This is a genomic window from Stenotrophomonas maltophilia group sp. msm4 (assembly GCF_032025605.1).
Lineage (GTDB): Bacteria > Pseudomonadota > Gammaproteobacteria > Xanthomonadales > Xanthomonadaceae > Stenotrophomonas > Stenotrophomonas sepilia.
The window spans coordinates 210,449-225,927 of the sequence record NZ_JAVSKK010000001.1 but is presented as its reverse complement, the minus strand read 5'-3'; the positions used below and the strand labels follow the sequence as shown (position 1 = coordinate 225,927).

Here is a 15,479-nt window from a genome sequence, read left to right as displayed (position 1 = left end):
GTCCTTGTGGCGGATCAGTAGCGCCAGGCCAGGCTGAAGCCGAATGTGGTGTAGTCGGTGGGGAAATGGGCGGGTTTGTGCAGCGCCGAACCCACGAAGCCATCCCAGGAAAGCTGCTGCCAGCCGCCGCGCAGGCCCAGTGCCATGCCGGCCAGGTCATGGCCGGACTGCCACTGCGCGGATGGGCCGCCAATGCGGCCGTAGTCGGCAGCCACGTAGAACTCCTGGCCGCCCCCGATACCGAGCGAAAGATCGTTGCGCAGCGACCAGCCACGCTCGCCACTGAGCGAACTTTCACCGTCGAAACCGCGCACGGTATAGCGGCCACCGATGGCGAAGCCATCCTGTGGCGAGAGCGGTGTGCGGTTCCACTGCGCCCGCCATGCGGCGGTGTAGCGCAGGCGCTGCCTGCCCAGCTGGAACGGCACGCTGAACTGCGCGTCGGCGGTGATCAGCTTCATCCGCGAGGTGCCTTCCAGCGGCAACGTCGGGTCCCACAACTGCGCCATCTCTTCCGGCGAACGCAGTGCGTGGAAGGCGCCCGTGCCACGCCGGTAGGCCACGCTGGCATCGAGCGTGGCAGTGCCGATGAACTGCTTGTGGGTCAGGCCCAGTTCCCAGCCAGCGGTGCGGCGGCGCTGCACTTCGATCTCGGTATCGTCGATGTAGTTCTTCGACTCGCGCTGCCAGCCGCGCGCGTAGGCGCTGAACTTGACCTTGGCATTGCGCAGCAGCAGCCGGTCCACCCGCGCTTCGGCGTTGCGGCTGCGGCCGCTGTACTCATAGCGTTCAAAGGCGCCGACCACGTTCTGGCTGTAGTCGTAGGCGCTGGCAGTAGCACCGAACAGCCAGTAGCCGTAGGGCACGTCGTAGTGCGCGGTCCAGCTCTCGGTGTCCTTGCCGCGGCCGTTGAACACGCCACGGCCCGCACTGACGTAGAACAGCTCGTTCAGGCCCAGCGGATTGTCCAGCGACAGCGTCGCGTTGGCCTGCAGCTTGCCGGTGCCGCGGCTGCCGGCATCGTCCAGGGTGACGCTGGCGCGCACCGGCGAGCGCTGCGTCCAGTCGATCTGCAGGTCGCTCTGGCCCGGCGCCGCGCCCTCGCCGTCGGCCGGCGCGATCTTGATGTCGGCGCTGACGGTGGGCACGCGCTGCAGGTTCTCCAGGCCCTGCTCGATGTCACGCAGGTTGAGCAGGCCGCCGCTGCGGATCGGCAGTGCATTGGCGAGGGCCGGATGCCGTCCCTGCGGATCGGAGAACACGGCCTCGCGGAACCGGCCCGGCACCACCGACAACGCCAGCGTGCCCTGGTTGAGGTCCTGCGGTGCCGACAGCACGCGCGTGGTGACATAGCCACGGGCGATGATCGCGTTCTGCACACGCTTCATCACCACGTTGATGCCTTCGGTTCCCAGGCAACGGCCAGTGGCCGGATCGTCCGTCGGGTCGGCCGCCGCCAGTGCCCAGCCGAAGCGCTGGCTGCCTTCGCCTTCCAGCACGATGCGATCGATGCGTACGCACGGGTGCTCCCGCGCCGGCAGGCGGTCGCCCTCCTTCTGCGCGTCCCGCTCCAGGCGGACGTCGGGGCGTTGTTCCTGCTGCTCGCGCAGCACGCGTTCGCGCTCCTGCTGCCGCAGCAGTTCCTGCGCGGCGGGATCACCGGCCTGCTGGGCGGTCGCCGGCCATGCGGCAACGGCAAGCATCAATGACCAACCACGATGGAGCCTCGGCCCCGGGTGCTTCTTCCCTGTTTCCACTCTACGTTCCATTCGAAATCGTCCTGCCAGCGCCCGCGGTGCCAGCCGCGGTGCTGCAGGAGCGTGAACCGAGGCTGCGCCACCATGGACAGCCACGGCATCGCGCGACAGGCGCAATGCCGGAGTACAGATCGGCCGGCGCGGGAGTTTCTGAAGGATGAATTTCCGGAGGGCGCGCGTCAGCCTGTGCAAAGGCTCGCGGCAAAGCGCTGGCAGGTTGCGGAACGAGCGTTCGCCTCGTGCCTGCAAAGCGGCGCATGCTGCTGCACGACAGCCGTGCAGCGAAGTGCAGCCGCGAAGTATGCGGTGCACGGCCCACGCCCGCAAAGCGATTCCGTTCAGCCGCACACGCCCTGCGCGCGGGTCACGCTACAGTCGGCGCATGACCATCGTCCTACAGATTGAAGGCGCCGCCATCGATGACATCGCCAGCCTGTACGCGGAGATCAACCGCGTGTTCATGGCTGGCGAGGCGTGGCAGCTCGGGCCGAGCCTGGATGCGCTGGACGACCTGCTGCATGGCAGTTATGGCGCGTTGGCCGGCCAGGCGCAGGCCACGCTGATCTGGCGCGATATCGCCCACAGCCGCACGGCCCTGGGCATGGAGACCACCCGCCAATGGCTGCAGGCAAAGCTGGACACACCGGGCAGTTTCAATACGCACGCCATTGCCCTCCAGCTGCAGGACCTGCAACGGGGCGAAGGCCCGACCTACTTCGAGATCGTCATGCAGATCATCGACGGCCACCAGCAGATCACGTTGGTCCCGGCCTGACCCCCCTTTCCGTGCCGTACCGGCCTGCCACCGGTGGCGGCAGCCCTGCGCCCCAGCAGTTACCATGGACGGCCCTGTACCCGCTCCGCTGCCGCTGCCCTCCGGCGCGGCCGGATGCCCTGATCCACGAGTCCCATGTCCAAAGACAAGTCCGCCGAACACACCCCGCTGATGAAGCAAAACGACTAAAAGAAGATCCTAGTCACCAAGAGCCTTGTGCCGCAAGGATCTTTGGCGCCACCCGCGAGACCCGCGCTCCAACGCAACATCGCCGCAACAGGTCTATGACCAATAGCTGAACGACAAGAAGCGAAATGATGTCGCTCTGAGCGACATAACGGGTGCTTAGCTGTTAGGCTGATGTCGTCATCGCGGGGAGCAACAATCCGTGCCATGGTGTGAGTAGGCGACTACTCGAGGGCGAATAGCCCAAAACACCCCGAGCGACGCGTCAGCGGCCGGCAACGGCCGGGACCATCGGGAAGGGTCAGGTGGCTGCGGCAACGGCTCGCAGCCATAGATTGGAGGAGGGTAGTAACTGGCGTTTCCCCATTCTCGATGTAGCAACGGAGCCTTTCCAATCCCGGAGAGGTGCATCGAGGACACCAACATGGTCTCACCTGTTGACAGGAAAGATGACAAGCGCCAGCTGCTGCTGAAATGGTTCAAACGAGTTTTTGGTGGTCCTTGGTTGTTCCGTTTCTTGATGATCGTGTGGAAGTTGTATGACCACTTTGATCGCTAAGCACGGCGCAGGACATTCGGACTCTAAGACTCATCAGTAGCACCCTCCTTTTTATCTACACATGCAGGAAGAGAGGAAATGCTTTACAAGGCTTTAAAGACGGTCCGCGAGGTTCACCGAATGCAACAAGGTGAGCTGGCGGAGCGCCTGGGCATATCACGCTCTCATCTATCTGAGATCGAGTCAGGAAAGAAGGCTGCGTCAGTCGAGCTTCTACACAAGTTCGCAGAAGTATTCGATGTGCCGCCTTCAACATTCCTAAGCTTCGCCGAAGCCCTTGAAGGCTCCTCGGAGCGGCGTCAGAAGAACGCCAAGAGGCTGATGAAAATTCTGGAATGGACACTGGATTCTAACGATGACGCTCCCCCGGAAAAGCGCTAACCGCTATGACATCACGTCGTCCGCGTTCTTTCGGCTACCGACCTTAAAAGCACTCGCGCGAGTGCTTCAATGGGATGGAACCCCAAGCGCCCTGCGAGCACTGTGCAAACGGCCCGACAACTTCAGCGAGTTCTACCAAACTCATCGTCGGACCGGGAAAGAACGTCTAATTCAAGCTCCAAACGCGGTCGTTAAGCCGCTTCAGAAGAGACTTAACGTGCTGCTCAAGCAGATCTGCGTCCCGGACTATCTGCACTCTGGCATCCCGAAGCGCTCTCACCTCACCAACTCCGAACGCCACATGCTTGCGGAAGGCGCAACGGTGACGGTGGATGTCTCCGATTTCTACCCTAGCATCACGCGTCAACGCGTCTTCAAGCTTTTCAGAAACGTATTCCAATGCCCTGGGGATGTTGCTGATGCGATGGCTGACTTGGTCTGCTACAACGGAAAACTAGCGACCGGCTCCCCTGCCAGTGTACTTCTGTCATTTTGGGCCTGCCGTGACATGTTCGACCTGATCGCTAAGCGTGTTGCGGACCAGGGAGGCACGTTTTCGCTCTACGTGGATGACGTTGCAATCACAGGCAACACCATCGGACACGGTGACGTTCGGTGGCTGGATCGTGTCCTAAGAAGGTTCGGCTTTGCCTCGAAAGTGGAGAAAGCAAAGGTCTTTAGGAAGGCGAACGCCAAAGTTGTTACTGGACGAGCCTTTCGCGATGGGATCAGCAGGGCGCCCAACAGGAAACACAAGGAGATGCACGAGTCTCGAACTCTGGTTAAAGGCACCAGTGCCAATACCAAGGTCAAACGCGGGTTGGTTGGCCAACTTGAGAACATCGGCAATCTGGACCAGCAGCGCGGGAAGGCCCTAAAAGCAGAAGCTCAGAAGCTACGAAGCACGCTGCCTCCCGCACGACGCCGTCGCCGATCCGCCTCTCTCTCGACCGCTATTTCAGGGGTAGAGAGCACATAGAGGAAAGGAAAGTGGCACTGGTTTACGTGCTTGAAGCGTCCACTTTGTAGCCAATGGGCCTTCAGGTGCCCGCGGCCTCCTCTCCACACCCGTGCGTCACGAACTTGATTGGTTCAGTCAACAAGTCAAAGCGTCACAAGACCGTCAATCTACCCGCCTACGTTTGCTGAATACATAGTCTTAGATGGGAAGCGCTGGCCGTGTCCTCGCACCACGCAGTGACCGATGCTATTCAGCCTCCCGATCGGCACATTCCGGTTGCCCAGTATGTGCGCATGTCGACCGAGCATCAGCGCTACTCCACGGAGAACCAGGCTGCGGCAATTGCCGAGTATGCCAAGGCGCACGGCATGGAGATCGTCCAGACCTACGAGGACTCCGGCAAGAGTGGACTAAACCTCAAAGGTCGAAGCGCTCTTCAAGCCCTTCTCCGGGATGTGAAGCTCCCCTCCCCTGGCTTCAACGCTATTTTGGTCTACGACGTGAGCCGTTGGGGGCGCTTCCCCGACCCCGACGAGGCCGCCGCTTACGTTCACGCCTGTAAGAGCCATGGTGTGCCGGTCATCTATTGCGCGGAAGCGTTCAAGAACGATGGCTCGTTGCCATCCACCATCATGATTGGCCTCAAGCGCAGCATGGCCGCCGAATACAGCCGTGAGCTATCTGACAAGGTGTTCAAAGGGGCCTGCAACATCGTGCGGCACGGGTTCCGACAAGGAGGCACACCGGGATACGGCTTGCGCCGCCAACTTGTCGACGAGTACCTCCAGCCCAAGGCTGTGCTCGCTCGAGGAGAGCAAAAGAGCATCCAGACCGATCGTGTAATCCTGGTGCCCGGGCCTTCGCAAGAAGTCGCAACCGTCTTGCGCATCTATCGGCTCTTCCTGCAGGACGGCATGCCCGAGCGAGTCATTGCCTCCGTCCTGAACCGAGAAGGCATCCCCAATGAAGTGGGTGGCCTATGGAGCAGAGGAAGAATCCATCAAATACTAACCAATGAGAAATACGTCGGCCACAACGTCTACAACCGGACCTCGTTCAAGCTGAAGCTGCAACACGTTCAGAACCCGCCAGAGGCGTGGGTGCGAAAGGAACATGCGTTTGAAGCCATTGTTCCGTTTGATCTGTTCGAGCGCGTTCAAGCAATCATCGCGGCACGTTCGGTCCACATGGACGACCGCCAGATGCTGGAAGCCCTGCGCTCGCTGCTCGAGCGGCATGGCGCGCTGTCAGGGATGCTGATCGACGAAGAAGAAGGCGTTCCCTCCAGCAGCGCCTTTCGCCATCGGTTTGGTAGCCTGCTCCGGGCCTATAGCTTGGTTGGCTACTCCCCCAAACGCGACTACGCCTACTTGGAGATCAACCGCGCCCTACGGCAGCGGCATCCCGAGATGGTCCAGCTGGTGGTGGATGGCATCGCCCAACACGGTGGGTGGGTCGAGCCATGCCGGGATACTGATCTGCTGCGGGTGAACGGTGAGCTCCTCACGTCCGTCGTCATCGCGCGGTGCAAGCCCACACCCGCTGGCTCCAACCGCTGGCGCATCCGACTGGATGCAAGCCTGACGCCGCATTTGACCGTAGTGATCCGGATGGATCCCGGTAACCGTCATGCCCATGACTTCTACGTGCTTCCCTCCATCGACTTCACCCCCGATGGCAGGCCCTCCATGGAGGACAACGGCTTCTCCTTGGACGCCTACCGGATGGACACACTGGAGGAGTTCTTCGCCTTGGCCGGTCGGGCCGCATTGCTGGAGGCCGCATGACGAACAAAAGCACAAGCGTTCAGATGATCCCCATTGCCGAAATCCACGTCGCCAATCCGCGTGTCAGAAACCAACGAATCCACCGTGGCATCACCCGAAGCATCGAAACGGTGGGACTTAAACGCCCGGTTAGCGTTCGTAAGGCATCTCCTGATGAAACGTCGCTCCCCTATGCACTGATCTGCGGCCAAGGTCGCCTTGAGGCCTGCAAGCTGCTGGGTCACCGCGAGATCCCCGCTCTGGTCTTGGACGTGGATGAGCACACCGGTCACGTCATGAGCATCGTGGAGAACGTCGCTCGCCGCACGCCCAGGGCGGCCGAGACCATGGAACAGGTCCAGGTGCTCAGAGAGCGCGGTTACTCGGACCCGGAGATAGCTATCAAGCTGGGCTGCACTCCGTCCTGGGTGAACAGCGTTGCCAACCTCATGGAGCGCGGCGAGCGACGTCTGCTCGCCGCCGCCGAAGCGGGCCACATTTCCTTGGCGCTTGCCGTGAACATCTCCCGGGCAAATGATCGCGATGCGCAACAGTTGCTGATGGACGCCTATGAGGCCGGTGAACTCAAGGGAAAGAAGGTGACCGTCGTCCGAAATATCTTGGCTCATCGAGCTAGAAGCGGAAAGAAGGGAACGAACTCCTATGCTCACGGCACACCACGAAAGAAGCTGACTCCCGAGGATCTTGCCAAGCTCTACAAGCGCGACGTGGAGATGCACCAACGAATCCAGAAGAAGGCCGAGTTCACGCAGCAATCGCTCCTCCTGGCCCGGCAGATCTTCAAAGAGCTGTTTGCCTCGAAAGAGTTCTGCGGACTTCTCCAATCGGAGGGGCTGACCAGCGTCCCGCAACCACTGGCTGACCTGCTGCCGCGCAGAGGGTTGGCCCGATGAGCAAGAAGCAAACTTCGGGCGTACGCCTGGGCTTTGAAAAGGATTGCGTGGATATCCAGCTGGCGCAGCTTCATTACAGCATTGCCATGCCCACGGGGACGAAGACTTCCGTCAAGTATCAGCAGATCGTGAGCTCGGTCAGGACGGTGGGATTGGTCGAACCCATCGTGGTTACCCTCGACCGGGGCACCGCCGGACGATTCTTGGTCTTGGATGGACGAATGCGCTTGGAGGCCCTGAAGGAGCTGGGAGCCTCCGCGGCCCCCTGCCTCATCTCAACCGACGACGAAGGCTACACTTACAACAAGCAGGTGAACCGCCTTTCGGTTGTCCAAGAGCACCGAATGATCCTCAGGGCAGCAGAGCGCGGGGTTTCCGTGGAACAGCTGTCGCAGGTGCTTAACATCTCGGCCAGCTCCATCCGGGACAAATTCCGGCTTTTGGATGGCGTTTGCGACGAAGCGACCGCCATCCTGGCCGACAAACCCGCCGCCGCAGGAGTCTTTCGGTTGCTGCGGAAAATGAAGCCGTTCCGGCAGATCGATGCTGCCCAGACCATGGTCAACTTGGGGGATTACTCGATCAAGCTTGCAACCGCGCTTCTCCAAAACACGCCGGTCGAACAGTTGATAGATCCATTGGCAGCAAAGACGGTCAACGGTGCCCCTATCGAGGCGCTCCAACGCTTGGAACGGGAGCTGGCAGCGCTGCAAGCCGATACGAAGCTGCTGGAGGAGAATTATGGCCCAGCCAGCCTCCAGCTCGAAATCGTCAAAACCCACATTGGGTCGACCCTCTTGGACAACGCTGCGGTTGTGAGATGGCTTGCCAAGAACAAGCCGGATCATCTTCAACAGCTTCAGCGCATAGCCGACATTAAGCTGCTTAGAGCGGGGTAGCCACCTTCTTCCCTCAGCTGCAAGCTCCCAAGCTATTAGACCGCCACGTTGCCGCGCGGGTTGCCTTTGAAGGAAAAGCACCGCGACAGCAGAGCTGTTCCGACTAACTAGCAATTTTGTGCGCAATTCCCTGCTAAGTGGCCTTGCTAATTTTCACTTAGCTGGTTGGCTACGAGCACACACCAACCGAGGACGCACATTGCTAGACCCACGAACCCAAATCGCCGCACTACTTCTGAGCGGCACCCTCAATCCCACCGCCCATCGCACTCGCGAGGAGCGCTTAAGGGATGTTCAAGACGCCCTTGATCTCGCGGAGCGCATTCTGGGCAGATCCGAAGGGAGAAGCCCGATCGGACCGGTCCACATTGCAGCTCAGTCGACTGACGACGGGCACGCATCGACAGCGGAGGAGCCATGACTGATCCACAAACCCGAATCGCCGCGCTCGTTTTAAGCGGCACCATCGAACGAGCGGCTCAGCGTTCCCAACGAGAGCGCTCAGAAGATGTTCGAGTGGCCCTGGAGGTCGCCGCCGAGGTTCTACGCCAGCGCGCGGGTGGAAGCCCGCTAAACCTCACCCACGACGGACCACGAGCGCAGGAACGGCCCGCGCCCACAACGAAGGAGCGCGTGGAGGTCAAAGAGGAGCTGGCGTCTTTGGACCAACTGCTTGCCGATCGGCGAGGAATCAGGCCCCCGGCCAAGCCGCCGACGACCAAGCGGCCAACGCTTCATTGAAGGTTTAAAGCCCCCGCCACGGCGGGGGCTCTTCATTCCTGTCAGTGAAGCCTTGGCCGAGGCGCGGCCTGCTGCGCGAATGGGGCCGGCTCCGTGAACTCTCCCGCCTCACTTGATGAATCCTCAACGCGATCCAAGACCGACTTGCTGACGGCTTCCAGATCTGCAACGGCGGCCGACAGCTGATTCGCACAGGCCTCTTCCTGGCCGTCCTCAATCTTCGCACGGGCTTTCCTCAGGGCATCCAAGCGCTGCTCGACAGCTGCCAAACGATGTCCGCGGCGCCGGACCCAGGCCACCAGTGCAGGGCCTGTCGGTCGGGGCTGTTGTTCGACGAAATCCTCCAAGGACCGCTCCGCGCGCGTCAAAAGCGATGCTGCCCGCCGTTCAGCCTCCACCCGTCGCAGCCACTCCGTCGCTCGTCGCCTCACGGCGGCCAAGCCCCGTAGCGCTCGCTGGATATCCTTGCGCACCCTTTTCCCCACGCCCCCATTGCGAACGGTCAAATCCAGGCGACGTAGAAGCAAGCGCGTGGACCGAAGCGCGCCCTCAAGCCCGGCCGCTACCACGTCACGCCAAAGTCCATATGCGCTATCCATCAGGGATTGCAGCGATGGTTGGGGTGCATCGGGAAGAGTACGAGTGGCCAGAATTCCTCGCCGACCGAATCCCTTTACGTCCTCGATGTAGCTTTGGCCCGATTTCGGCCCCAGTTCGACACGGTTCGGCGGCATCGACGCATGTCCGTGGGCATGATCTGTGTCCGTCGCTGCTCTCTCAAACCGTATCGCTGTCTGATGCACAGCCCTCTGATTGTCCGCTACGATGCTGGCCAAGGCGTTTCCGACATCGGTCTCCACTCCCCGCCGTTCCAATGCTGAGGCCTTCTGACCCAGGTGGATCGTTGGGCGCCGTCCCAGAATTGCTGCTGCGACGATATCTCCGCGTTCAAGCGCGTCCCCCGCTTGCGCTTCCAAACTTCGATGATCGACGGACACTGGGATCTCGGCGGCGGCCAGGTGCTGGTTTGTCAGCCGGGCCACCATCGCCCGCAGCCACTCCACTTCGCTGCGCCCCGAGGGTCCACCGTCGAGCTCGCGCGTTTTGTCGGCAAGCCCTTCGGCGTCCAAGCGGCGGGTGGTAGCGAGGATGTGGACGTGCCAATTGAGTCCGTCGTTGCTGCCCGGCGAGTGGATGCTCGCTTGAGCTGCGAAGCCGTAGCGATCAACCAACGCCCGCACAATGTCCGCCGTCAGGGCCGAGCGCTGCGGCCCGTCGAGCTCGTGCGGCAGCGCGATCTCAAACTCGCGGGCCACGGTCGCGTCTTTTCGCTTCTCTGCCGCTTCGGCCGCTTGCCAGAGCTTGGCGGCGTCGAGCGACCAGTCGGGCGCCTTCAAGGGCACCACCCAGCGGCTCTCGACCACGCCCCCTCTGCGGGAGTAGTCGTGCCGCGCTCCCGTACGCTCGTCGACGAGCGAGAGGCCGGCCCGGTAGGCCGCGGCGGCAACGGCCGAATGGCCTTTGGCACGGGAGAAGGTTTTGACGCGGGTGTGGTAGATCGCCATGCGTAGAGCTCCAGTTCTTTGAGCTCTTTATGCCTTTGAATTTGCCGTTGGCAAGTCGCAAAGCGACTTGGGGTTCAAGGGGCGAAGCCCTTTGCGCACGCATCACTTGTGATGCCTAAGTGCGCTTTTCGCTCTTTGCTTTTGCATCTTCCTTTTCTGATTTTCTGAATTGCTTCAAGTGCGAAAGCGGTGTCGCCATCAAAAGTTGACGGATGAGAAATCATTGCTTCACTGAGACAGACTTCACTAGGAGAAGATCATGTCATCCACCAATCACTACCGCGATCAGATCCAACGGGCCACCCATCGTTTGGCCCAGCTTCAAGCCAGGGAGCTTCTGGCGCATCAGCGGCAGGATGCCAAGGAGAAGGCCATCAAGCGCCGCGACGACGCCAAGCGCAGACGACAAGTGGCCGAACTCGTTTTCCTAGCCGGAGCCCAGAACCTGCCAGACAACGAGATCGTCGCAGCCCTGCAGCGGCACATGCTTGCAGTGAAAGAAACACGCCTCTCACCGCCCCACTGATCATCCCAGCTCACTCGTACGGCCATCAGCGTCAAGGCCTGGGGCATGCACTCCAGTGCCCTGAACGCCAATGCTGAATGGGCGAAACCCTGGACATCTCAGAGCCTCGCCCCGTCCTCGCTATGCGCGTCTCACGTGGGGTTGGCGAGCTACAATGCCCCAAAGGAAGCGCCAAAGGCAGGGGGCCACATGGCGAGAAGGAAGCAAACCGCAGGCGGCTGGATCGTCGCAATCCTCGTCGTCATAGCATTGGTACCAAAGGAAGTCTGGATCGGATTGGGGATCGTCCTTGCGGTGGCCACCGCCGTTTGGCTCTGGGCGAAGTGGCAGGCAATGCGCCCGAGAAGGACACCCTCTTCCGCCAAGCCGGTCCCCGCTCCAGAGCCGACCTTGGCCGAGTTGATCAAGGCATCCGCTCTTCCATCTGAACAGGCGGCACAGAGACAGCCCCGCCCAGAAGCTGCCCAGCCCGCGAGACCCGTGAATATTGAATCGGGCACGTCCTCGGGATCGGTCGGCGCTGCCGTGCCAGAAGATGCGCGCCCGGTCGGCTCTGAGGGTCGCTCGGCGCTGCCTGCGGCGCAGGCCCCGAGCAGAGCGCCCCCAGAGACTCTTTCGCCGCCCCGTCCTGGCAATTTGGAAGAGGCCAAAGCCGCGGTGAGCATGCGCCTTGCCATCGAGTCCGCCGCACGGGTGCTGACAGCTGTGGGCTCCGCAAACCCTTCTACCCCCTACCCCTACCAACCTCACGAGGAACGCATTGAGCGCGCGCGCCCGGGCAACCTCTCTGCGGCGAAACTTGCCGTGACCCAGCGCTTGACCGCGACTTCGCAAGATGAGCTGGTCGAGCCTCTGATCCAGTCCGCCACAAACGCGGATACAGCCTCGGGAGAAACCTTGACGGGCACCACAGATGGGCGAGCGCACTCGGACTCAAGAGCCGCGGAGCAGACTAACCCTCCCCACACGAACGGAACCCGCGACGCAGGTGCAATGACGCCGCCGCCCCCGCTTCCATCGCGGGCTTCGCCTCCCTCCCTGCCCGATGAGCTCCGGCAGGTGACCATGGACTCCGAAAAGCCGGCAAAGCAGTACACAGTGCCCCGACCGCCCGAGGGCTGGGACAAAACCCGCTGGCTCGGCGCTCAGGACGAGATCGAGATCGGGGGCATCGTTATCCGGGGCGGCCTGTTCTACACAGGCCCGCGGCTGACCACCCCTGGCACGCGTGAGAACGAGCCCAGCTTGGTCAATGGCGTTCTTGCCGTTGGGCGATACGGGGATTACCGGTCCACGACGCGCTACTGGGGAGGCTACGCAGACTTTGAACCCGCTGAACGCCACGCCTATCTGAAGTGGCTCGCTTCGGACCGTACCGATCCCGGCTGCGCAATCCAGTATGTTCGATTGTTCCTGTTTGGATTGGAGCGTCGCATCTTGCTGGATTCGGTGAACGATCCGGATTCCAAGCAAGACTGGCCCGCTATCAAGGCGATGCTCCGCCGTTTGTCGTCTGCTTATGCTGCCGTGCTTCCGAACGTCCACGGTCATGTCAACAGCCTGCTCGACTGGATGGCTCTGACCGAAGCAGGCGAACAGCTTTACAACGCGCCTCTTCCAGCGTTCGAGCGAACTTACGAACTGCCTTTCTACATCCGCTTGGCCCTGGGGCAATGCTCCTTGGATCGAGTCCCCGTGCCCGCCGCGCTGGCCACGGCGTGGGTGCGCCTCAATCCAGAGATTCCGCTGCGAACCGCCGCAACGCGTTGCGCGGAAGAGTTCGATCGCCTTTTCGCTCTGCGGTATCAAGAGACGTTCGGCCCTGGAATGGTGCTGCCAAAAAACCGCACCAAGCTGAAGTTCACACGCCGCCCCTTTAACCCGGCCCTGGACCGAATCGACGCTGGCACCAAGACTTTCGGTGATATTCCCGATGTCACCGCATTGCGAGCGCCCCTAAAGGCGCTGCAGGAACTTGTTTCTCAGTGCTCGGAGGACCTCGGAGCCTTCAGCCGGCTCGTGGGCAAGAACCCCGAGGCCCGCCAATCCATTGAGGGCACCTTGCTGCTTCCGTCAGAGATTTGGCCGCTGGCCACGCGGACAGCATTGGCCGAAGTCGCTTCGGATGTTCAAACCGCCAATTTGTCGATCAAGCTGACTGACCTATTGGGAAGGCTTGGGGCAGTCGGAACCACCTTGGGCAAGGACAAAATTCGGGAACTCGCACGAGCACTGGAGCAGTCTAAGGTCGGCATCGAACCCAATGTGCTCGAAGGCGCGCGGGTGCCTGGCGATAACGACCCGATCGTTCTCTTCCCCCTGCTTCCCGACCAAACCCATCGAACCGACGCTCAGGCCTATCAAACGGCCCAGTTGACCCTGCAACTCGCCTCGACGGTCGCTCAGTCTGATGGCACGTTCAGCGCCCACGAACTTGAGCACCTTTCACGCGAAATCGAAAGCTGGACCCATCTGAGCGAGGGTGACCGACGGCGTCTGCGCGCGCACCTTGATCTCTTGGCAAGGGCACCGCTTTCCTTGCCTACGTTGCGCAAGAAGCTGGATCCGCTCAGCGGGGACATAAAGGACGCCATCGCCGGGTCCATGGCCACGCTCGCCCAAGTCGACGGGATGGTCTCCCCAGAGGAGGTCCGGTTCTTGGAGCGCGTCTACAAAGCGCTGGGCGTGGATCCCGCTCGTGTGTTCAGCGACGTCCATGCCCCACGCCCGTCCAAAGCCCCCAGCGCATTGCCCAAGGCTGCGTCTGGCGCATTCCAACTCGATCCCGACCGGATCGCTGCTCTTCAGCGGGACACGGCCCAAGTCTCCGCGTTGCTCGCCAACATTTTCACCGACGAGGAAGCGACTCCCCCTGATCTTGCGCCGGCGGAAGCGGTGAGTGCCGAGGTGGAGAGTGCTGGTCAGTTGCTCGGGCTTGATCAGGCACACAGCGCGTTGCTGAGGCTAATGCTGTCGCGCCCCGTCTGGACCCGTGCGGAACTGGAAGATGGCGCGGCAGACATGGAGCTGATGCTCGACGGCGCGCTTGAACAAATCAACGATGCGTCGTTCGACGCTTACGACATCCCATTTTCCGACGGCGACGACCCGTTGGAGATCAACCCCGAATTCATTGAGAAGATCGAGCAATGAGCAGCCCAATCCGTTCCAGGGACCGCGACGCGGTGATCCAGTCGCTGCGCGCCGGCGTCGTTCCACGCGCAGGTCAGCATTTGATCCAGGTCGGGCGCGCCCGTGAAGTGCAAACCCTGGTCAGTGACATCGATCGGCTCGCCGATGGCGGCTCGTCCTTCCGCTTGGTGGTGGGTGAGTACGGGGCAGGCAAGACCTTTTTCTTGAACCTCGTTCGCGCCATTGCAATGGAGCGGAAGCTCGTCGTGGCCAGCGCGGATCTGAATCCCGACAGGCGGTTGCATGCCTCAGGGGGGCAGGCCCGGTCGCTCTACGCGGAGCTCATGCGGAACTTGGCCACACGGACCAAGCCCGACGGAGGGGCCCTGCCCGGCGTGGTCGAGAAGTTCATTTCGACCGCAGTGACCGAGTCCAAGTCGCAAGGCGTATCCACGGAGCAGGTCATTCACGCGAAGCTCGAGCAGCTGAGCGAACTGGTGAACGGCTATGACTTCGCCGACGTGATCACTGCTTATTGGAGAGGGTTCGAGCAAGGCAACGAGCAGCTCAAGTCCGATGCCATTCGTTGGTTGCGTGGCGAATTTGCCACCCGGACAGACGCGCGTGCAGCGCTGGGCGTCCGAACCATCGTGGACGACGCATCGGTCTACGACCAGCTCAAGCTCATGGGCCGCTTTGTTCGGCTGGCGGGCTACAGCGGCCTGCTGGTGTGCCTGGACGAACTGGTCAACCTCTACAAGTTGGCCAACGCCCAGGCCCGGAATGCAAACTACGAGCAGCTCCTGCGCATGCTCAACGACTCCCTGCAGGGCACTGCGGTTGGCCTTGGTTTTGTTCTGGGCGGCACCCCGGATTTCCTGATGGATACCCGCCGCGGCGTCTACAGCTACGAGGCCCTGCAGAGCCGCCTGGCTCAGAATACCTTTGCCACCAACGGACTGGTGGATTTCAGTGGCCCTGTGGTTCGACTGTCGAGCCTGACAGCCGAAGATTTTTACGTCCTGCTCACCAAGATTCGCCATGTCTATGCTGCCGGCGACACGGGCAAGTATCTCTTGCCCGACGATGCCATTCACCAGTTCATGACCCACTGCGCCAATCGAATCGGCGATAGCTTCTTCCGCACCCCGCGCACGACGATCACCGCCTTTATCAACCTCTTGGCCGTCTTGGAGCAGAACCGGGGCGTGGGCTGGCAGGATCTGATTGGATCGGTCGAAGTGGCAACTGACCACGGGGGTGACGGCGAATTGGTCGTTCAAGAGGACGACGAGCTGGCGTCGTTCAGGCTCTAAC

At 61.6% G+C, this 15,479-nt stretch carries 11 protein-coding genes; 9 read left to right on the top strand and 2 right to left on the bottom strand.

The features are described from left to right. Nucleotides 1–14 precede the first annotated feature (14 nt). On the bottom strand, nucleotides 15–1,769 hold the full coding sequence (locus tag ROV93_RS01125) for a ShlB/FhaC/HecB family hemolysin secretion/activation protein (RefSeq protein ID WP_072166877.1): 1,755 nt from the start codon (nucleotides 1,767–1,769) through the stop codon (nucleotides 15–17). A 370-nt stretch (nucleotides 1,770–2,139) separates the two neighbouring features. Between ROV93_RS01125 and ROV93_RS01120 the strand changes: the two genes are divergently transcribed. The 6 genes from ROV93_RS01120 to ROV93_RS01095 all read left to right on the top strand — a co-directional run bounded on the left by ROV93_RS01120 (nucleotide 2,140) and on the right by ROV93_RS01095 (nucleotide 8,198). Further along, nucleotides 2,140–2,532, top strand: a complete 393-nt coding sequence (locus ROV93_RS01120) for a barstar family protein (protein WP_072166878.1) — start codon at nucleotides 2,140–2,142, stop codon at nucleotides 2,530–2,532. A gap of 823 nt (nucleotides 2,533–3,355) precedes the next feature. Further along, nucleotides 3,356–3,658 (top strand): helix-turn-helix transcriptional regulator, encoded by a 303-nt coding sequence (locus ROV93_RS01115; protein ID WP_074900852.1) that lies wholly within the window; start codon nucleotides 3,356–3,358, stop codon nucleotides 3,656–3,658. Continuing rightward, nucleotides 3,633–4,637 (top strand): reverse transcriptase family protein, encoded by a 1,005-nt coding sequence (locus ROV93_RS01110; RefSeq protein ID WP_312538448.1) that lies wholly within the window; start codon nucleotides 3,633–3,635, stop codon nucleotides 4,635–4,637. Before ROV93_RS01115 ends, ROV93_RS01110 begins: the two co-directional genes overlap by 26 nt. Nucleotides 4,638–4,837: 200 nt before the next feature. Further along, the gene (locus tag ROV93_RS01105; protein ID WP_312538447.1) at nucleotides 4,838–6,406 is read left to right on the top strand and encodes a recombinase family protein; all 1,569 of its coding nucleotides are present in this window, start codon (nucleotides 4,838–4,840) and stop codon (nucleotides 6,404–6,406) included. Next, nucleotides 6,403–7,299, top strand: coding sequence for a plasmid partitioning protein RepB C-terminal domain-containing protein (locus tag ROV93_RS01100; RefSeq protein WP_312538446.1), 897 nt, complete (start codon nucleotides 6,403–6,405; stop codon nucleotides 7,297–7,299). Before ROV93_RS01105 ends, ROV93_RS01100 begins: the two co-directional genes overlap by 4 nt. Then, nucleotides 7,296–8,198 (top strand): plasmid partitioning protein RepB C-terminal domain-containing protein, encoded by a 903-nt coding sequence (locus ROV93_RS01095; RefSeq protein WP_312538445.1) that lies wholly within the window; start codon nucleotides 7,296–7,298, stop codon nucleotides 8,196–8,198. The genes ROV93_RS01100 and ROV93_RS01095 overlap by 4 nt, the downstream gene beginning before the upstream one ends. A 782-nt stretch (nucleotides 8,199–8,980) precedes the next feature. On the opposite strand, the gene mobQ is transcribed toward ROV93_RS01095, so the two are convergent. Beyond that, nucleotides 8,981–10,504, bottom strand: coding sequence for a MobQ family relaxase (gene mobQ / locus ROV93_RS01090; protein WP_312538443.1), 1,524 nt, complete (start codon nucleotides 10,502–10,504; stop codon nucleotides 8,981–8,983). A gap of 259 nt (nucleotides 10,505–10,763) precedes the next feature. Here mobQ and ROV93_RS01085 point away from each other — a divergent pair, with 259 nt between their 5' ends. The 3 genes from ROV93_RS01085 to ROV93_RS01075 all read left to right on the top strand — a co-directional run bounded on the left by ROV93_RS01085 (nucleotide 10,764) and on the right by ROV93_RS01075 (nucleotide 15,478). Continuing rightward, on the top strand, nucleotides 10,764–11,030 hold the full coding sequence (locus ROV93_RS01085) for a hypothetical protein (protein WP_164125397.1): 267 nt from the start codon (nucleotides 10,764–10,766) through the stop codon (nucleotides 11,028–11,030). Between the two features lie 189 nt (nucleotides 11,031–11,219). Then, entirely contained in the window at nucleotides 11,220–14,183 is a 2,964-nt protein-coding gene (locus ROV93_RS01080; RefSeq protein ID WP_312538442.1) for a TerB N-terminal domain-containing protein, read from the top strand. After that, a complete protein-coding gene (locus ROV93_RS01075; RefSeq protein ID WP_312538441.1) occupies nucleotides 14,180–15,478 on the top strand; it encodes an ATP-binding protein in 1,299 nt (432 codons plus the stop codon). The genes ROV93_RS01080 and ROV93_RS01075 overlap by 4 nt, the downstream gene beginning before the upstream one ends. Nucleotide 15,479 lies beyond the last annotated feature (1 nt).